This is a genomic window from Klebsiella grimontii, assembly GCF_900200035.1.
GTDB classification, from domain to species: Bacteria; Pseudomonadota; Gammaproteobacteria; order Enterobacterales; family Enterobacteriaceae; genus Klebsiella; species Klebsiella grimontii.
The window spans coordinates 159763-177954 of the sequence record NZ_FZTC01000022.1 but is presented as its reverse complement, the minus strand read 5'-3'; the positions used below and the strand labels follow the sequence as shown (position 1 = coordinate 177954).

Below are 18192 nucleotides of genomic sequence, written 5' to 3'. Positions count from 1 at the left end.
GCTGGCTGTTTTTGCTTGCCCGGATTATGCGTTATGGAACTTCTTCTTCTTGTCTGGCGTCAGTATCGCTGGCCGTTTATCTCCGTCATTGCCCTGAGCCTGCTGAGCGCGGCGCTGGGTATTGGGCTTATCGCCTTTATTAATCTGCGTCTGATTACCCTTGTCGACACTTCCCTGACGGTCCTGCCGGAGTTCCTCGGGCTGCTACTGCTATTGATGGCGGTCACGCTCGGTTCGCAGCTGGCGCTGACCACGCTTGGCCACCATTTTGTCTACCGCCTGCGCGGCGAATTTATTAAGCGCATTCTCGACACGCAAATCGAGAAGATCGAGAAAATCGGCAGCGCGTCGCTGCTGGCCGGGTTAACCAGCGATATCCGTAATATCACCATTGCCTTCGTGCGTCTGCCGGAGCTGGTGCAGGGGATTATTCTCACCTTCGGTTCCGCCGCCTATCTGGCCTGGCTGTCGGGAAAAATGATGCTGGTTACCGCGCTGTGGCTGGCGTTGACCATCTGGGGCGGTTTTATACTGGTATCGCGGGTGTATAAACACATGGCCTCGCTGCGCGAAAGCGAAGATAAGCTGTATCACGATTACCAGACGGTTCTCGAGGGGCGCAAAGAGCTGACCCTCAACCGCGAGCGAGCTGAGTATGTGTTTAACCAGCTCTATCTCCCCGATGCGCAAGAATATCGGCACCATATTGTTCGCGCCGATACTTTCCATCTGAGTGCGGTCAACTGGTCGAATATTATGATGCTGGGCGCGATTGGCCTGGTCTTCTGGATGGCCAACAGCCTGGGCTGGGCCAATACGGCGGTAGCGGCGACCTACTCGTTGACCCTATTATTCCTGCGCACGCCGCTGCTTTCCGCGGTTGGCGCGCTGCCCACTTTGCTCAGCGCGCAGGTGGCGTTCAACAAGCTGAATAAATTTTCGCTCGCGCCGTATCGCGCTGAATTTCCGCAGCCGCAGGCGCATCCCCACTGGCAGACTCTCGAGCTGCGCGATATCACCTTTCATTATCCTGACAACAGCTTTGCGGTCGGGCCGATTAATATGACCCTCAAGCGCGGTGAGCTGGTCTTTCTGATTGGCGGCAACGGTAGCGGGAAATCGACGCTGGCTATGCTGCTGACCGGCTTGTATCAGCCGGTATCCGGACAGATCCTGCTCGATGGTCAGCCGATGGCGGCGGATAAACCGGAAGATTATCGTAAGCTGTTCTCGGCGGTGTTTACCGACGTCTGGCTGTTCGACAGGCTGCTGGGGCCGGAAGGGAAGGCGGCTGACCCGGCGTTGGTGGAGAAGTGGCTGGGTTATCTGCAGATGAACCATAAGTTACGGCTGGATGACGGCAAAATCCTCGACCTGAAGCTGTCAAAAGGGCAGAAAAAGCGCGTGGCGCTGCTGCTGGCGTTAGCAGAAGACAGAGATATCATCATGCTGGATGAATGGGCGGCGGATCAGGACCCCCATTTCCGCCGTGAGTTCTATCAGGTGCTGCTGCCGCTGATGAAGGAGATGGGTAAAACCCTCTTTGCTATTAGCCATGACGATCACTACTTTCAGCACGCCGACAGGCTGCTGGAAATGCGCGGCGGCCAGCTATCGGAGCTGAGCGGAAAAGAGCGCGAGCTGGCGACGCGCGACGCGGTCGCCCGTACCGCCTGATAGCGCAGGCTCATCCCGGAGGCGCCAGCCGACCTCCGGGCTTCCCGCAGGCTGCTGTTTTTTCCGTCGACTGAATTCATAGCGGTTATTATTTCCGCCTCCTCGCGCTATGCTTAAGGCTTCCGGCCTGCTGGTCTGACAGATATTTTTACAAGGATTGCCTGACCGATGTCCGTTTTGCATAAAAAAAGCGCCAGATTGCGTGACGAAGAGCGCGCCCGCCTCATTTGGCTCCTGAGCACCGATAAAGCCGTCACATCTTCGCTGCTGGGAAAATTAACCCTCGCTGAACGTTACGATGACAACACGCTTGCCGACGATCTGGCGGAAGTGGAGATGCTGGTTTCACACCTGCCGCCACCGGACCTTGCCGATGCGCTTGAGGCGCTGCCTTATGATGCGCGCAACGCGCTCTGGCGGCTGGTCGCTGACGATAAGCGCGGTGAAGTGCTGCTGGAGGCATCGGAAAGCGTCTGGGGCGACCTCATCGAGGAGATGAGCGATCACGACCTGCTGTTCGCGCTGCAAAATCTCGATATTGATGAACAGGTCTACCTGCTGCAGCACCTGCCGCGCGATCTGACCGGACGTTTGCTGGCAACCCTGCCTGCGGATAAGCGCGCGCGTATTCGCCAGATGATGCGCTACGCCGACAATACCGTCGGTGCGATCATGGAGTTTGAGGTCATTACCGTTCGTCCGGAAGCCACTCTCGCGGCGGTACAGCGCTATCTGCGGCGATTAGGGAAAATGCCGGAGAACACCGACAAACTGTTTGTGACCACCCGCAATAAGCTGCTGCTCGGCGAACTCGAGCTACAAACCATTCTGCTTAACGATGCGCAGAAGCGGGTGGGGGAAGTGATGGAAGGCGATCCAGTGACCTTCCAGCCGCACGAGGACGCGGAAAAAGTGGCGCGTACTTTTGAACGTGATGACTTACTTAGCGCCGCGGTGATTGATGCCGACGGCAAGCTGATGGGGCGTTTAACCATCGACGAGATCGTCGACGTGGTCTATGAAGAGACGGACAACGATTTACGCCGGATGGGCGGCCTGAGCAACGATGACGACGTTTTTGCCCCGGTCAGCAAGGCGGTGAAGACCCGCTGGGCCTGGCTGGCGGTGAATCTGTGCACCGCGTTTATCGCCTCCCGCGTTATCGACGGTTTCGAACACACTATCTCCCAACTGGTGGCGCTGGCGTCGCTGATGCCGATTGTTGCCGGGATCGGCGGCAACACCGGCAATCAGACGATCACCATGATCGTGCGGGCGATGGCGTTACAGCATATTCAGCCGGGAAGCTTTTCGTTCCTGATCCTGCGCGAGATGGGCGTCGCGCTGATCAATGGGATCGTCTGGGGCGGGATTATGGGGGCGATTACCTGGTGGCTGTATGACGATCCGCAGCTTGGCGGCGTAATGACCCTGGCGATGATGCTCAACCTGCTGATGGCGGCGATGATGGGCGTGATTATCCCGATGGTGATGGTTAAGCTGGGTCGCGATCCGGCGGTCGGCTCCAGCGTGATGATTACCGCGATTACCGACACCGGCGGATTCTTTATTTTTCTTGGGCTGGCGACGATTTTTCTGATGTAGCCTGCGCTTGATTACGCAGGCGGCGAGGGATCAGCGCCATTGAAACCAGGCCTGCCAGGACGCCAATGGCCAGATTGCTGGTGCTGACGGTCGCGCCGACGGTAACCAGCATCACCAGCGTTTCCGGCCACGGGTTGCGCGCCAACTCCGCCGGACGAACGCTGTGCCAGCTAAAGGTTTTTACCGCCACAATCACCATCACGCCGGCGAGAACGGCCATCGGGATTTTCGCCATCACTTCGCTGAGCGCGGTCACCAGCAGGAGCAGCACCAGGCCTGCGACAATGGTCGAGACGCGGCTACGTGCTTTGCCCATTTCAACGTTAACGATAGTCTGACCGATCATTGCGCATCCGGCGATGCCGCCATAAAACCCGGCGAGGATATTGGCGATGCCCAGACCAGCGCTCTCGCGCGCTTTACTGGAAGGGGTATGGGTCAAATCATCGACCAGCTTCGCCGTGAGAAGCGACTCCATCAGGCCGACAAAAGCGATGCTCAGCGCGCAGGGCCAGATAATGCTCAGCGTGGTTAAGTCCAGAGGCACCATCAGGCTGGTGAATCCCGGCAGTCCGCCGCTCATGGAGCCTTCGTCGCCGACGGTCGGCAGCAGCTGGTCGCTGAAAACGGTAAACAGGGTCAACAGAACGATAGCGATCAGCGGAGAAGGGATCGCCTTAATAAAGCGCGGCGCCCACAGCACAATCAGCAGCGTTAACACGAACAGGCCGATAATCAGCGGCTGCTTGCTCCAGAAATGCGGTACCTGAGCAAAAAAGATGAGAATACCCAGCGCGTTAACAAAACCGGTCATCACCGCCTGCGGGATAAAGCGCATCAGGCGCGCCATGCCACAAACGGCAAACAAAATTTGAATAACCCCCGCCAGAACGACCGCCGGCAGAATGTAGCCGACGCCGTATTGATGCACCATTGGACCGATAACCAGCGCCACCGACCCGGCGGCCGCGGTGACCATCGCAGGCCGTCCGCCCAGGAGCGACATCGCCAGGCACAGCACCACGGAGGCAATCAGGCTAACTTTCGGATCGACCCCAGCGATGACGGAGAAGGAGATGACTTCGGGGATCAGGGCCAGTGCGGTGAGCACGCCAGCCAACGTTTCACGCGTCAGCAGCGCGGGCGAACGCAGTATCTGGCCTAATGCGCCAGCGTTACCGGAGGTAGCGGAATCAGAAACTGGAGGCATAAAAAAAGTTCGCAGATTTTAAAAATTTGGCGGCAGGACCGATCGCTACTTACGTGCGGTCGGTCACAAAACCGAGGATAATAGCGCGTAAGCGCCGCTGACACCAGTACAAAATGTGATTTGTGATACACATTTATTAAACATTTTTATAACAGATCTCAAAACTCAACTTAAAATTTAAACAATATTTAAATTTTTTTTCTTCAGTGTTACCTTTGAAGCCGAGAATCGTTTCACCTGCGCTAAATAAAAAAGCGAGTAAAGTAAGGCTCAAATCCGATGAAGAAAAAGATGGCCGTACCCAGCTCACAGGCGGTTGGTTCCAATAACACTCGGACCAACACCCGCCATGAGCAAGAGACGGATGTATTGTTGATTGGCGGCGGCATCATGAGCGCCACGTTGGGAACCTGGCTGCAGGAACTGGAGCCGGACTGGTCTATTACCATGGTCGAGCAGATGTCCAGCGTCGCGGAAGAGAGCTCGAACGGATGGAACAACGCGGGCACCGGCCACGCGGCGCTGATGGAGCTGAACTATACGCCGCAAACCGCTAACGGTATCAATATCGATAAAGCGGTCGGTATCAACGAATCTTTCCAGATTTCTCGTCAATTTTGGGCCCACCAGGTGACCCGGGGCATTCTGAAAAAGCCGAAATCCTTTATTAACAGCGTGCCGCACATGAGCTTCGTGTGGGGCGAAGACAACGTTAACTTCCTGCGCGCCCGCTATGCGGCTTTACAACAAAGCGAGCTGTTCCGCGGTATCCGCTACTCCGAAGATCATCAACAAATTAAAGAGTGGGCTCCGCTGGTAATGGAAGGACGCGATCCGCAGCAGAAGGTGGCCGCAACCCGCTCGGAAGTCGGCACCGACGTGAACTACGGTGAAATCACCCGTCAGCTGATCGCCGGGCTGCAAACCCATGACAATTTCTCGCTTCAGCTGGGTACCGTGGTACGCCGCTTTAAGCGCAATGCCGATAAGAGCTGGAGCGTCACGCTGGCGGATGCGAACAATCGCCACCAGAAACGGGTTATCAAGGCTAAGTTTATCTTTATCGGCGCCGGCGGCGCCGCGCTGACCCTGCTGCAGGAAACCGGTATTCCGCAGGCGAAGGAGTACGCGGGCTTCCCGGTCGGCGGGCAGTTCCTGGTCTGTGAGAACCCGGAAGTGGTTAACCACCATCTGGCTAAAGTCTATGGCCAGGCGGAAGTGGGTGCGCCGCCGATGTCGGTTCCGCACATCGATACCCGTATTATCGATGGCAAACGCGTGGTGCTGTTTGGGCCGTTCGCTACCTTCTCAACCCGCTTCCTGAAAAATGGTTCGCTTTGGGATCTGCTGGCTTCCACCAACACATCAAACATCATGCCGATGCTCAACGTCGGGCTGGATAACTTCGATCTGGTAAAATATCTGATTAGCCAGGTGCTGCAAAAGGACAAAGATCGTCACGCAGCGCTGTGCGAGTACTACCCGGAAGCGCGCAAAGAAGACTGGCGCTTATGGCAGGCCGGCCAGCGCGTGCAGATTATCAAGCGTGATGAGAAGAAGGGCGGCGTTCTGCGTCTGGGTACCGAAGTCGTCAGCGATGATGAAGGTACCGTTGCCGCGCTGCTGGGCGCCTCGCCGGGGGCTTCCACCGCCGCGCCAATCATGCTGCAGCTGATGGAGAAAGTGTTCAAAGAGAAGATCAACTCCGCGGACTGGCAGGCGAAACTGAAAGCGATTATACCGAGCTACGGTACGCGTCTGGATGGCAACGCGGCGGAAATTGAAAGGGCGCTGGCGTGGACCAGCGAAGTGCTGGAACTGCACTATGAGCCGCTTACCGCTGCTGATGATGTGCCGCAGGCGACGCTGAAGCCGCTGCCTGAAGGCAAACCTATCGCGGATATCGCGCTGTAAATGCTTTCCGGCGGCTCAGGCCGCCGGAATCTGTCTTAGCCATTAACGCTCAACGGCAGCGCCGATGGTTTCGTCCGCTCGCCAGATACGATATTTCACGTCGATATTAGCCGGGGTATAAACCACGATAGGTAACCTGCTGTTGTAACGCAGCATGCCCGCATCGCCCAGGCCAGCCATCACAAACTGCTTCTCTTTTTTACCGTCCGGGCAGGCCATCATGGTTGAGACGGGTGACGTCACTTTATCAAACACGTAGTAGTCGTAGCCCCAGCCTTCCAGGGTTCTGCTTTCCAGCTGGCCGCCAAGCCGGTGGCGATTGCAGTCGACTTCCAGCGTCTGGCCAATTAACAGCTCTACTTTTAATGCGGACTCATCCTGCTGCTGCGGCAGCTGAATCACCTGACGCTTCATCCCTTGTTCCGCCTTAGGATACGGAGCGATTTTTTCCAGCGGCTGCTCAGCTGCAACGGCGCTCGCGGAAACGCAGGCAATGGCCAGCAGGGAGGCGGCAAACGTAGTGATTTTTTTCACGTGAGTAATCCTTTGTTATCAATCATAAACAGCACAATGTTAGCATTAGTTTGCGTTATGAGTAGTGGTGTTTACCAAAGTTTTCATAGTTTCTAGTTATAAGTTCTGCTATTGCGGTAGGGGGCAGTTATTCATCACCTGCGGCAGCCCGCGTTTTTCCGCTACCGCCTATTATTGAATAGGTGAATTTTTAAAATGATTATGATCAATAAAAGAATTAATTTACATATGAGATTATTTCATTCGTTATATTTATCTTCCGTCATTTAGAATGATTCATAAGGGAAATTAATTGAAAGGGAATTGTTCATTTAAATAATTGATATGAGTGATGGTAGATGAAAGTGAAAAAGGTTTTACTGGTTGCGTCGCTGGCGGTTTCTTCGCTATTGGCAGGTTGTACTTCCGAGTCACAGCGTTTGGCGAACTGCGAGGCGAGGGGGATTTCCCGCGATACCTGCTACTTAGCGGAGCAAAATCGTCAGGCCTCGATGAATGCAGCTTATGAGAAGCAGGCGTTAGAAAACGCCGCCGCTGCCGTTCAGCATAGTCAGAGCGCGAAGGTGAAAACCCGGCACTTTAACGGCATGGAGATTAAAGGCACCAGTACCGGCTTAAGTATTGATGGTAAAGCGGCGGCGGTGATTGAGAAAAATAAAGACGCGACCGTTTACCAGCAGGGGCTTTACAACTTTATCGTTTACGCCAACGGCAAAATAGCCGTCACTCAGGACGGCGTGTTTAAAGGCTACGCCAAATAAAAGCGCCGATCGGGGGGATAGGCTCCCCCTGTATACCTGCGCGGTCCAAAAGGAACGCGTTACTCCTCGTGATTTTTACCCTCTTCTAAGAAATCCTCATCAAGCTCGTCGATATTTCCGGCGTGATCGCGTCCGGACAGCAGGTTCCAGCAGGCGATAAACAGGGCGGCGATCAGCGGGCCGATAACAAAGCCGTTGATGCCGTAGATTTCCATACCGCCGATGGTGGTGATCAGGATCAGGTAGTCCGGCATTTTGGTATCTTTGCCAACCAGTAGAGGGCGAAGAATATTATCGACCAGGCCGACGATGATCACAAAAAAGCCAACGATAAACGCCCCCTGCCATAGCTGACCGGTCGCGAAGAGATAGACTGCCGCAGGAACCCAGATGATCGCCGAGCCCACCGCCGGAATCAGCGACAGAAACGCCATCAGCGCGCCCCACAGGATGCTGCCATCAAGACCCACGATCCAGAACGCCAGTCCGCCAAGCGCGCCCTGCGCGAGGGCGACCGCTACGGTACCTTTGACGGTTGCCCTGGCGACGGCGGCAAATTTGGCGAAAAGATGCTGCTTCACGTGATTCGATAGCGGCAGGGATTCAAGGATCAGCCTGACCAGGTACGGACCATCTTTGAGCAGGAAAAACAGCAGATAAAGCATGATGCCGAAGCTAATGGTAAAACCAAAGGTGCCTTTACCAATCAGGAATGCGCTACCGGCCAGGTACTGGCCTCCTTTAAGCGCAACGTCCGAAAGCTGGCGCTGAATTTGTTCCGCGCTATCAAGGTCATGCTCTGAGAGGAAGCTCCTGGCCCATTCCGGCAGGTGCGCAAACAGGCTGGCTACCACGGTCGGGAACTGGGTATCGTTATGCTGCAGTTTGGTGTAAACCACGTTTAGCTCGAAGGCCAGCGACGAGAGAATGATCGCCAGCGGGGTAAACACGATCAGACAGATAATCACTATCGTCAGAAACGCCGCCAGGCCGTTGCGCTCGCCGATCCGATCGCGCAGTTTGTTCTTCACCGGGTGGAAGATGACCGCCAGAATTGCTGCCCATAAAATGGCTGAATAATAGGGGGAGAGAACGTCGAAAAAAGCAAGGGTGACGATCAGCACGATCAGGATGAAAAATCCCTTCGTAAGTCCATTAACTCTCATGTGAATCCTTCAGAAAAATGACGTGTACCATCAAATAATAGAAGCTTTTCCATGATTTACAATCAAAGTGACTGGTTCGTTTTGCTGAGAACAGGGAGGAAATATGACATTAAAAAACCCGCAGTCTCTGTAAGAGTGCGGGTTCTTAAGGGGTTACCGATTTAATCGGTGAATAATTTGGTCGGCACGAGAGGATTTGAACCTCCGACCCCCGACACCCCATGACGGTGCGCTACCAGGCTGCGCTACGTGCCGATTCGTGGGGAACAATATTACCCGTTCCCCAAGCGAATGCAAGCCGGGAAATGCCTGATTGATTTATAAATAATCAATCAGTTAGCGATAAAGCGTTTTTCATCGGTCAGCACCTGCAGCAGCAAGCTGAGCTGCGGTTTTTGATCGTTAATTTTCTCGCCGTCGCTGTTCCATGTTCGGTAAGTGCCGTTGTGATTAAGCACGACGGTGACTTTCGGCGTGGTAATGGCCAGCGTATCGCTATTCGCTGCGGTGACCCAGGCTCGGCGACGGGCGGCGCTAAACAGGTCTTCACCTTGCGAATACTCGTTTGCTGGGGTGGAGACGTGGAGCAAACGCTGCATCAGCGTCGTCATCACGTCTTTGTTATCCGTCAGCGTCGCGATCTCCTGCGCCGGCGTGCCTGGCCAATGGATCACCAGGGGAACCTGCAGCTGCTCGCGCGACCAGCCAAACTGCTCATGCTGCGGGTTCAGCGGCATTCCGCGGCCCGCCGTCACGATCACCACCGTGTTGTCCAGCTTGCCCGCTTCGCGCAGCGCGTTCAGCACACGACCAATTTGCGTATCGACCGCACCGGCAGCGCTGCTGTAGCGACGGACAAAGTTTTGCTGCTGCCCGTCGTCAAGGGTGGTGCCGTTGAGCGAAACCCATGAGAACCAGCGGTTTTCATCCTGGGCGTAGCGGTCCAGCCAGTTAATCCACTGGTTGGCCGTCTGCTCATCGCTTTGCGCTTTCGCGGCTGGCAGTGAAAAATCGGACAGCAGCGCCTGGCGGTAAAGTGGGCTGCTAAAGCCGTCGGACGAGAACAGGCCCAGCTGATAGCCCTGTTGGTTCAGCGAAGTAATCAGCGCCGCGGGAATACGCGCGGAGAGGACGCCGTCCATATAGCTCGGCGAAATACCGTAGAACAGGCCAAACATGCCGCTGTCAGCGGTATTACCGGAGCTCATATGCTGGGTAAAGTTAACGTTCTCTTTCGCGAACCCGGCCAGCGCCGGCATGTTTTTCTCAAAGCGCGAATAATTAAGATTATCAACGGTAATCAGCAGCACGTTATAGCCGGTACCGAGATCGCGATAACGCAGATCGCTCAGCGGGTATTGTACCGACACGGCTTCCGGCGCGCCTTGCTCCACCAGGCGGCGCTGGTAGTCCTGCGCGTCGAGCAGGCCGTGTTTTTCCAGAAAACGGCGCGCCGTCATCGGATAGGAAAGCGGCAGGTTGGCCCGCTGCATGGTTATCGGGCGATAGAAATTGGCGTCCGCCCAGATATAGACCAGGTGGCTACTGATAAAAGAAATAAAGAAGAACCAGGCAACGGGACGCGCATAGTGGCGGCGACGCGTCAGGCTGCGCAGCTTCTGCCAGCTCCAGGTCGCAAACAGCATCTCCAGCAGAAAAATGATCGGCACGCTGATAAACATCAGCTGCCAGTCGCGCGCCATCTCGTTCTGATCGGGGTTAATCACCAGTTCCCAGACAAAGGGATTAAGATGCAGGTGGAAACGGGTGAAAACTTCGCTGTCGATCAGCAGCAGCGTCATGCCCACGGTCGCCAGAACAACCGAGATAAAGCGCATTAAGCGCTGGGATATGACGACAAACGTCAGCGGAAAGAGGATCAGCACATAGCTGGTAAAGACCAGAAAGCTGAAGTGACCAACGAGGCTGACGTACGAAAAAAGACGTCCGGCAAGCGTCGTTGGCCAGTCGGCGACAAACAGATAGCGACTGCCGAGCACCATAGCCAACAACATGTTGAAAAGGGCGAACCAGTGTCCCCAGCTGACCATCTGGGAGACTTTTTCTCGGTAGGGCTGACGAAGAGTCACCATATACTGTTGTTCGTTATCCTTAGTGCGCCGGATCGTCGTTGATAGACGACTGCAGCGCCTGGGCAAAAGAACGGGCGATGGCCTGACGCTGCGCCGGCGCGACGCTACTATTGATCAGGTTAGTCACCATATTGCCCAGTACCATCAGTGACAGGTCAACGGGCGCTTTATGTGTTTCCAGAACGCTCGTCAGCTCGCTGAGCAGCTGTTCGACGTGTTCATCGCTATAGCGGGATAATTGCGGCATAAACTCAAAATCTGTTTGTTCGTGAAAGGGCAACATATTACCGTAGCAGCAGCTTTTTTTCCGCATTTTTTCGCCGCGACGCAAAAGCGCGCGGCTTCGCTCGCAAAGAGTCACGCGGCGGTTGCGTCGTCGCCCCGCCGGTGGTTGAATACCGCCCGGTCTAAAAGGAGAGTTTAACATGAGTCTGGATATCGACCAGATTGCCCTGCATCAGTTAATCAAACGTGATGAACAAAATCTGGAGCTGGTGCTGCGCGAGTCACTGCTGGAGCCGACGGCGACGGTGGTGGAGATGATGGCCGAACTGCATCGTGTCTACAGCGCGAAAAATAAAGCCTACGGCCTGTTTAATGAAGAGAGCGAGCTGGCGCAGGCGCTGCGCGGGCAGCGTAAGGGCGAAGAAGCGTTCCTGCCGTTCAGCCGCGCCGCTACCGGTCGCCTGCGCGACGAACTGGCAAAATATCCCTTTGCTGAAGGCGGAATCGTGCTGTTTTGCCAGTATCGCTATCTGGCGGTGGAATATCTGATGGTGGCGGTGCTGAACAATTTAAGCAGCATGCGCGTCAATGAAGAGCTGGATATCAGCTCCACCCATTATCTGGATATCAATCACGCGGATATCGTCGCCCGTATTGATTTAACCGAATGGGAAACCAACCCGGAGTCAACGCGCTATCTGACCTTCCTGAAAGGCCGGGTAGGGCGCAAGGTGGCGGATTTCTTTATGGATTTCCTCGGCGCCAGCGAAGGGCTGAACGCGAAAGCGCAGAACCGCGGCCTGCTGCAGGCGCTGGATGATTTCGCCGCCGATGCGCAGCTGGATAAATCTGAGCGTCAAAACGTGCGCCAGCAGGTATACAGCTACTGCAATGAACAGCTGCAGGCCGGTGAGGAAATCGAGCTGGAGTCGCTGTCAAAAGAGCTGGCGGGCGTCAGCGAGAAGACGTTTCAGGAATTTACCGCCGAACAGGGCTACGAGCTGGAAGAGAGCTTCCCGGCGGATCGCAGCACTTTGCGTCAGTTAACCAAGTTTGCCGGCAGCGGCGGCGGGTTAACCATTAACTTTGACGCGATGCTGCTGGGCGAGAGGGTATTCTGGGATCCGGCCACGGATACCTTAACCATTAAAGGCACGCCGCCTAACCTGCGCGATCAGCTGCAGCGCCGCACCTCGGGCGGGAATTAAAACGCAAAATCCCGACGCCGGGTCGGGATTTTTTTAGCCTTGGGCCTGAGCTATCCGGCGCAGACGATCTCTACGCCATCGATGGCTAACTGCTGGCGCAGCGTCTCGTCTAACGTCGTATCCACGATCAGCGTACTGACCAGACCCAGCCCGCCGATAGCAAAAGCCGACGCGGAGTTCAGCTTCTCTTGTGACGCCATCACCACCGTTTCGGCAGCCCGCGTCGCCAGCGCGCGCTTGATCCCCGCTTCTTCATAATCGCCGGTGGTGAATCCCGCCCGTGGGTGAACGCCGGTGACGCCCATAAAAAACAGATCGGCATTGATGCGGGAAATACTTTCCAGGGCTGCGGACCCGACGCTGACCACCGAATGTTTAAACAACCGGCCGCCAATCAAAATCACCTCGATCAACGGTTTATCCACCAGCGCGACGGCGATCCCCGGACTGTGGGTGACCACCGTACACGCGAGGGTAGCCGGCAGCAGGCGCACCATCTCTCCGGTGGTGGTGCCGCCGTCGATAATCACCACCTGGCCGGGTTGAATGAGCTCTACCGCGCGCTGGGCAATGGTCTGCTTTGAGGCCATTTGCACGCTCTTTCTTGTTTCAATGGGCGCGATGGCTTCGGAAACCGGCAGCGCGCCGCCGTGGACGCGCTGCAGTTTGCCTTCCGCGGCCAGCTCCCGCAGATCCCGGCGAATGGAGTCTTCTGAGACGCTAAAGCGCTGGCTGAGATCCCCTGACATCACCTGTTTTTCCTCGGCGAGGATCTGCAAAATTTGCTGTTTTCTCTGGCTGGCGAGCATCAAAACACCTTCATGATTGATCTTGTTTGTGCACGATTATGCATGTTATGTTGCTCTCTGTCACCTAAAAGGGGAAAAACATGCACGCTGACGCACCGCGCGTTCGCCATATCCGCGAAACGCTGTTATCGGACAACTGGTATACGCTCAAGAAATATACTTTCGAACTATTGCGCCGGGACGGACGCTGGCAGGAGCAGAGTCGGGAAGCTTACGACCGCGGCAACGGCGCGGTGATTTTACTCTACAACCGCGAAAAGCAAACGGTAGTGCTGGTTCGCCAGTTTCGCTTTCCGGTGTGGATTAACGGTCATGATGGATTTTTGATCGAAGCCGCCGCCGGACTGCTGGATAACGCTTCGCCGGAGGCGCGCATCGTTGCCGAAGCCGAAGAGGAGACCGGTTTTCGCGTCACGCGGATTGAGCCGGTATTCACCGCTTACATGAGCCCCGGTTCGGTGACGGAGAAGCTTTACTTTTTCATCGCCGAATACTCTGCCGACGATCGGCGCGGCGACGGTGGCGGCCTGGCGACGGAAGGGGAAGATATCGAGGTGCTGGAGTGGCCGCTGGAAAAAGCGCTGCGGGCTATTGGCGAAGGGGAAATCGTCGATGCGAAAACGATTATGCTGCTGCAGCATCTGGCGCTGAATGCGGCAACGCTGTTAGCCTGATAAACAAAACGCCCCGAACCTTGCGGAGCGGGGCGTTTGCCATACAACTTTCAGTCGGCGATTAAGCGCGAACGAAGTCGATGTGAGTCAGCTTCGGCTTGAACGGGTGGCGCTGAACAGCCTGAGCTTTAACTTTCTCTTCTTTGCCATCAACAACGAGGGTCAGAACTTCGTTGTAGAACTCAGCGTTGTTCTGCATGTTCCACACTTTGTCGTGATCCAGTTCGATTGCTACTGGCGCAGCTTCGCCGCCATAGATGATGGCCGGGAATTTGTTAGCTGCACGCAGGCGGCGGCTCGCACCCTTACCCTGCTCTTTACGTAATTCTGCATTGATAGTAAACATTGATGTCTCTCTATATATAAATCCTGCTACAGGCGACCCAGCAGCAGGCAGATTATCTGCTTTGCGAATGCAAAAGCGGGCGGCATTATAGCTGCCATACGTTTTTGCGGCAACCAAAACCTCAGGCGCGCGGAGGATTAGCGCAATTCATTGGCCCGGCGAAATCGGCCCTGATAATCAAATACTTTCTCCCGCACCTGCCAGTATTGCCCCTTCATGCGCGCCACGACAAAGTCCGGATGGCGCAGCAGCGCCTGCTGGGCGATGATATCGGCGGGCGTTATCCAGCGCAGCGTCACGCCCGGCGTTCGGGTGTGCGGGCGGATAAAGAGCTGCTCAAAGGCGGTGCGCTGGGCGGGGGTATGCAGGCGGAAGCGCTCGCTGACGTCCGCGCCATCTTCATCGTAATAGGTGATTTTCAGCCAGCTGCCTTTATCATCCGCGCCGTGCTGCAGATCCATTCCGCTACAGCGCAGCACCAGCGCGTCTTTTAGCTTCAGCGCGGCTTTCAGCATGTCATCGGGGTCGACCAGAATGGTATCGCACTCGCGGCAGCGGCGGGCGGCGATATCGTTTTCCGCGTTGCACTGCGGGCAGTTTTTGAAGCGAAAGCGAAAATCACACTGCTCGCGATGGCCTTCGTCATCTTCAAACCAGCCCTGGCAGCGGCGGCCAAAGTGTTCAATCAGCGTGCCGTCGGCGGTGGTTTTCCCCCAGAACGTATTGGCGAAACCGCATGCCGGGCAAAACACCTGGACCGGCACGTTGTCGCTTTTTCCTTTCGGCGTCCCCACTTCCGGAGCATAGAGATCGTGCGGATTCCCGGCGTAATCAAGGATCAGGCAGTCGGTTTTACCCGGCGCCAGGCGCAGGCCGCGGCCGACGATCTGTTGGTAAAGACTCACCGACTCGGTCGGGCGCAGGATGGCGATCAGATCGACATGCGGCGCATCAAATCCGGTGGTCAGTACCGCGACGTTGACCAGATAGCGATACTGCTGGGCTTTAAACGCTTCAATGATGCGATCGCGCTCCGGCCCCGGCGTTTCACCGGTAATTAAAGCCGCTTCGCCCTGCGGAAGTAACCCGGTCACTTCACGGGCATGTTCAACGGTGGCGGCGAAAATCATCACCCCTTTACGCGTTTGAGCGAACTCGACGATTTGGCTAACGATATGCGGCGTGACGCGCTGCTGTTTTTTCAGCTCATGGTTCAGGTCGGCCTCGCTGAACAGGCCATTGCTTTGCGCCTGGAGACGGCTGAAGTCATACTGAACCACCGGCATATCCAGCCGCTCCGGCGGCGTCAGGTAGCCGTTCTTAATCATATAGCGCAGCGGCAGCTCGTAGATGCAGTCGCGAAACAGCGCGTTTTCATCGCCGCGCACCATACCGTGGTAGTGGAACTGGTAAATCCATCCCTTACCGAGGCGAAAAGGCGTGGCGGTCAGCCCCAGCAGGCGCAGATGCGGATTGACCTGCTGAAGGTGGCTGATGATCTGCTGGTACTGGCTGTCATCATCGTCGCTGATGCGGTGGCACTCGTCGACAATCAGCAGCGAAAACTCCCCCTGAAACTGGTCAAGGTTGCGGGCGACCGACTGCACGCTGCCAAAGACCACTTTACCGTGGCTCTCTTTGCGCTTAAGGCCCGCGGCGAAAATATCCGCCTCCAGGCCGAGCGCGCAATACTTGGCGTGGTTCTGCGCCACCAGCTCTTTAACGTGCGCCAGCACCAGTACCCGACCGCGCGCCAGGCGCGCCAGTTCGGCGATGACCAGGCTTTTACCTGCGCCGGTCGGCAGGACAATCGCGGCGGGTTCATGGTGGCGGCGAAACCAGGCGAGCGTGGCGTCGACCGCTTCTTTTTGGTAGGGACGTAGTGTAAAGGTCATGAATTTATAGCGGTTAATTAACTCGCGAATAGTATGCCACGAATCTTTTCCCTTGAGTGGTGTTAATAGCTCGTTATACTACCTATGAAATTCTTCTTTTTCGGGCGCGTTGCCCGCTCCAGCACTCTTACAGGCTAAAAAAATCTCATGCGACTTGATAAGTTTATCGCTCAGCAACTTGGCGTTAGCCGGGCTATTGCCGGGCGTGAAATCCGCGGCAGCCGCGTTACCGTGGACGGCGACATTGTAAAAGACACTTCCTTCAAGCTTCTGCCGGAGCACGACGTCGAGTACGACGGCAATACGCTGGTTCAGCAGAACGGCCCGCGCTACTTTATGCTTAACAAGCCGCAGGGTTACGTGTGTTCCACCGACGATCCGGATCATCCGACGGTGCTTTATTTCCTCGACGTGCCGGTGGCGCACAAGCTGCATGCTGCGGGTCGCCTGGATATCGACACGACCGGGCTGGTGCTGATGACCGACGACGGTCAGTGGTCTCACCGCATTACTTCTCCTCGCCATCATTGTGAAAAAACCTATCTGGTGACGCTGGAAAACCCGGTTGATGAGACGACCGCCGAGCAGTTTGCCAAAGGCGTTCAGCTGCATAATGAGAAAGAGCTGACCAAACCGGCGGTGCTGGAAGTCGTGACCCCGACCGAGGTCCGCCTGACCATTAGCGAAGGGCGCTATCATCAGGTTAAGCGAATGTTTGCCGCGGTGGGTAACCATGTAGTGGGCCTGCATCGCGAACGTATTGGCGACATTGCGCTTGATGCGGCGCTGGCGCCCGGTGAGTATCGTCCGCTGACGGAAGCTGAAATTGCCAGCGTCGGCGGCCAACATGCGCGGAGTAAAACGTGACGGCAAAGCAGAATTCTTCATTAGGGATTGTGTTTATTCTTGGCCTGCTGGCGATGTTAATGCCGCTGTCGATTGATATGTATCTTCCGGCGCTGCCGGTGATCGCGGCGCAGTTTAACGTGCCGGACGGCAGCGCGCAGATGACGCTGAGCACCTATATTCTGGGCTTTGCCCTCGGCCAGCTCTTGTATGGCCCGATGGCGGACAGCTTAGGGCGTAAGCCAGTTATTCTTGGCGGTACGCTGGTTTTTGCCGCGGCGGCGGTGGCCTGCGCGCTGTCGCAGACTATCGATATGCTGATTACCATGCGCTTTTTCCACGGTCTGGCGGCCGCGGCGGCGAGCGTGGTGATTAACGCCCTGATGCGCGATATCTATCCCAAAGAAGAGTTCTCGCGGATGATGTCGTTCGTCATGCTGGTGACGACCGTCGCGCCGCTGGTGGCGCCGATGGTCGGCGGCGCTGTGCTGGTGTGGTTTAGCTGGCATGCGATCTTCTGGATCCTCGCGCTGGCTGCACTCTTAGCCTCGGCGATGATCGCGTTCTTTATTAGCGAGACCCTGCCGCCGGAACGCCGGCAGAAGTTTCACATTCGTACTACGTTAGGCAACTTCGCGACCCTGTTTCGCCATAAGCGAGTGCTCAGCTATATGCTGGCAAGCGGCTTTAGCTTCGCCGGGATGTTCTCGTTTCTGAGCGCCGGCCCGTTTGTGTATATCAATATTAACCACGTTTCCCCGCAGCACTTTGGCTACTATTTTGCGCTGAACGTCGTCTTCCTGTTTGTCATGACCATGATCAACAGCCGGTTTGTGCGGCGGGTTGGGGCGCTGAATATGTTCCGCGCCGGGCTGTGGATCCAGTTTGCCATGGCGGTATGGATGGTGGTGTGCGCGCTGTTTGACGTGGGTTTTTGGGCGCTGGTGTTTGGCGTAGCGGCGTTCATCGGCTGCGTTTCGATGGTCTCTTCCAACGCGATGGCGGTGATTCTCGATGAGTTTCCGCATATGGCGGGGACCGCTTCCTCGCTGGCAGGCACTTTCCGTTTCGGCATTGGCGCCATTGTCGGCGCGCTGCTATCGATGGCAACGTTTACCACCGCCTGGCCAATGCTGATTTCCATCGCCTTCTGCGCCAGCAGCTCCATTCTCTTTTATCTCTACGCCAGCCGACGGCGCAAAGCCGCGCGCTAAGCGACTTTCAGGGGG

16 protein-coding genes and 1 tRNA gene are annotated in these 18192 nt (G+C 56.1%); 8 read left to right on the top strand and 9 right to left on the bottom strand.

Translation table 11 applies throughout. From position 1 onward, the window contains the following. The first annotated feature begins 33 nt into the window (after positions 1-33). Entirely contained in the window at positions 34-1677 is a 1644-nt protein-coding gene (locus KOSB73_RS21545) for a multidrug ABC transporter permease/ATP-binding protein (protein WP_024359228.1), read from the top strand. 168 nt (positions 1678-1845) lie between these two features. Then, entirely contained in the window at positions 1846-3282 is a 1437-nt protein-coding gene (mgtE, locus tag KOSB73_RS21540; RefSeq protein WP_024359227.1) for a magnesium transporter, read from the top strand. Here mgtE and KOSB73_RS21535 read toward each other — a convergent pair. After that, the gene (locus KOSB73_RS21535; protein ID WP_049088481.1) at positions 3245-4492 is read right to left on the bottom strand and encodes a SulP family inorganic anion transporter; all 1248 of its coding nucleotides are present in this window, start codon (positions 4490-4492) and stop codon (positions 3245-3247) included. The two genes, mgtE and KOSB73_RS21535, sit on opposite strands and share 38 nt — an antisense overlap. A 279-nt stretch (positions 4493-4771) precedes the next feature. Here KOSB73_RS21535 and mqo point away from each other — a divergent pair, with 279 nt between their 5' ends. Beyond that, positions 4772-6406 carry a malate dehydrogenase (quinone) gene (gene mqo, locus KOSB73_RS21530; RefSeq protein ID WP_098140975.1) on the top strand — a complete coding sequence of 545 codons (1635 nt, stop codon included), beginning with the start codon at positions 4772-4774 and terminating at the stop codon, positions 6404-6406. A gap of 42 nt (positions 6407-6448) precedes the next feature. Here mqo and eco read toward each other — a convergent pair whose 3' ends face one another. Further along, a complete protein-coding gene (gene eco / locus KOSB73_RS21525) occupies positions 6449-6940 on the bottom strand; it encodes a serine protease inhibitor ecotin (protein WP_024359224.1) in 492 nt (163 codons plus the stop codon). 338 nt (positions 6941-7278) lie between these two features. Here eco and KOSB73_RS21520 point away from each other — a divergent pair, with 338 nt between their 5' ends. After that, positions 7279-7701, top strand: a complete 423-nt coding sequence (locus KOSB73_RS21520) for a hypothetical protein (protein ID WP_004133893.1) — start codon at positions 7279-7281, stop codon at positions 7699-7701. A gap of 59 nt (positions 7702-7760) precedes the next feature. On the opposite strand, the gene KOSB73_RS21515 is transcribed toward KOSB73_RS21520, so the two are convergent. The 4 genes from KOSB73_RS21515 to KOSB73_RS21500 all read right to left on the bottom strand — a co-directional run bounded on the left by KOSB73_RS21515 (position 7761) and on the right by KOSB73_RS21500 (position 11207). Continuing rightward, positions 7761-8867 (bottom strand): AI-2E family transporter, encoded by a 1107-nt coding sequence (locus tag KOSB73_RS21515; RefSeq protein WP_004133895.1) that lies wholly within the window; start codon positions 8865-8867, stop codon positions 7761-7763. 178 nt (positions 8868-9045) lie between these two features. After that, positions 9046-9122 (bottom strand) — tRNA-Pro (locus KOSB73_RS21510). 77 nt (positions 9123-9199) lie between these two features. Next, a complete protein-coding gene (yejM, locus tag KOSB73_RS21505) occupies positions 9200-10960 on the bottom strand; it encodes an LPS biosynthesis-modulating metalloenzyme YejM (RefSeq protein ID WP_004133897.1) in 1761 nt (586 codons plus the stop codon). A 19-nt stretch (positions 10961-10979) separates the two neighbouring features. Then, positions 10980-11207: a YejL family protein gene (locus KOSB73_RS21500; RefSeq protein WP_004133900.1), complete on the bottom strand. Its 228-nt coding sequence runs from the start codon at positions 11205-11207 to the stop codon at positions 10980-10982. A gap of 178 nt (positions 11208-11385) precedes the next feature. Here KOSB73_RS21500 and yejK point away from each other — a divergent pair, with 178 nt between their 5' ends. Beyond that, the gene (gene yejK, locus KOSB73_RS21495) at positions 11386-12393 is read left to right on the top strand and encodes a nucleoid-associated protein YejK (RefSeq protein ID WP_004122954.1); all 1008 of its coding nucleotides are present in this window, start codon (positions 11386-11388) and stop codon (positions 12391-12393) included. Between the two features lie 50 nt (positions 12394-12443). Here yejK and KOSB73_RS21490 read toward each other — a convergent pair whose 3' ends face one another. Continuing rightward, a complete protein-coding gene (locus KOSB73_RS21490) occupies positions 12444-13202 on the bottom strand; it encodes a DeoR/GlpR family DNA-binding transcription regulator (RefSeq protein ID WP_004133903.1) in 759 nt (252 codons plus the stop codon). 80 nt (positions 13203-13282) lie between these two features. Here KOSB73_RS21490 and KOSB73_RS21485 point away from each other — a divergent pair, with 80 nt between their 5' ends. After that, positions 13283-13876, top strand: a complete 594-nt coding sequence (locus tag KOSB73_RS21485; RefSeq protein WP_004133905.1) for an NUDIX domain-containing protein — start codon at positions 13283-13285, stop codon at positions 13874-13876. 61 nt (positions 13877-13937) lie between these two features. On the opposite strand, the gene rplY is transcribed toward KOSB73_RS21485, so the two are convergent. Both rplY and radD read right to left on the bottom strand, forming a co-directional pair. Next, positions 13938-14222: a 50S ribosomal protein L25 gene (gene rplY / locus KOSB73_RS21480; protein WP_004122948.1), complete on the bottom strand. Its 285-nt coding sequence runs from the start codon at positions 14220-14222 to the stop codon at positions 13938-13940. A 137-nt stretch (positions 14223-14359) separates the two neighbouring features. Then, complete coding sequence (gene radD, locus KOSB73_RS21475) at positions 14360-16117, bottom strand: DNA repair helicase RadD (protein WP_098140972.1); 1758 nt, start codon at positions 16115-16117, stop codon at positions 14360-14362. Positions 16118-16264: 147 nt separating this feature from the next. On the opposite strand from radD, the gene rsuA reads away from it, so the two are divergent. Together rsuA and KOSB73_RS21465 are read left to right on the top strand one after the other, a co-directional pair. Further along, positions 16265-16984, top strand: a complete 720-nt coding sequence (rsuA, locus tag KOSB73_RS21470; RefSeq protein ID WP_024359222.1) for a 16S rRNA pseudouridine(516) synthase RsuA — start codon at positions 16265-16267, stop codon at positions 16982-16984. Then, a complete protein-coding gene (locus KOSB73_RS21465) occupies positions 16981-18177 on the top strand; it encodes a Bcr/CflA family multidrug efflux MFS transporter (protein WP_004122939.1) in 1197 nt (398 codons plus the stop codon). The genes rsuA and KOSB73_RS21465 overlap by 4 nt, the downstream gene beginning before the upstream one ends. Positions 18178-18192 lie beyond the last annotated feature (15 nt).

Excerpts from the sequence above, each read along its gene's own strand:
- KOSB73_RS21545 (WP_024359228.1), top strand. The coding sequence starts at position 34 with ATGGAACTTCTTCTTCTTGTCTGGCGTCAGTATCGCTGGCCGTTTATC.
- mgtE (WP_024359227.1), top strand. The coding sequence starts at position 1,846 with ATGTCCGTTTTGCATAAAAAAAGCGCCAGATTGCGTGACGAAGAGCGC.
- KOSB73_RS21535 (WP_049088481.1), bottom strand. The coding sequence starts at position 4,492 with ATGCCTCCAGTTTCTGATTCCGCTACCTCCGGTAACGCTGGCGCATTA.
- mqo (WP_098140975.1), top strand. The coding sequence starts at position 4,772 with ATGAAGAAAAAGATGGCCGTACCCAGCTCACAGGCGGTTGGTTCCAAT.
- KOSB73_RS21520 (WP_004133893.1), top strand. The coding sequence starts at position 7,279 with ATGAAAGTGAAAAAGGTTTTACTGGTTGCGTCGCTGGCGGTTTCTTCG.
- KOSB73_RS21515 (WP_004133895.1), bottom strand. The coding sequence starts at position 8,867 with ATGAGAGTTAATGGACTTACGAAGGGATTTTTCATCCTGATCGTGCTG.
- yejM (WP_004133897.1), bottom strand. The coding sequence starts at position 10,960 with ATGGTGACTCTTCGTCAGCCCTACCGAGAAAAAGTCTCCCAGATGGTC.
- KOSB73_RS21500 (WP_004133900.1), bottom strand. The coding sequence starts at position 11,207 with ATGCCGCAATTATCCCGCTATAGCGATGAACACGTCGAACAGCTGCTC.
- yejK (WP_004122954.1), top strand. The coding sequence starts at position 11,386 with ATGAGTCTGGATATCGACCAGATTGCCCTGCATCAGTTAATCAAACGT.
- KOSB73_RS21490 (WP_004133903.1), bottom strand. The coding sequence starts at position 13,202 with ATGCTCGCCAGCCAGAGAAAACAGCAAATTTTGCAGATCCTCGCCGAG.
- KOSB73_RS21485 (WP_004133905.1), top strand. The coding sequence starts at position 13,283 with ATGCACGCTGACGCACCGCGCGTTCGCCATATCCGCGAAACGCTGTTA.
- rplY (WP_004122948.1), bottom strand. The coding sequence starts at position 14,222 with ATGTTTACTATCAATGCAGAATTACGTAAAGAGCAGGGTAAGGGTGCG.
- radD (WP_098140972.1), bottom strand. The coding sequence starts at position 16,117 with ATGACCTTTACACTACGTCCCTACCAAAAAGAAGCGGTCGACGCCACG.
- rsuA (WP_024359222.1), top strand. The coding sequence starts at position 16,265 with ATGCGACTTGATAAGTTTATCGCTCAGCAACTTGGCGTTAGCCGGGCT.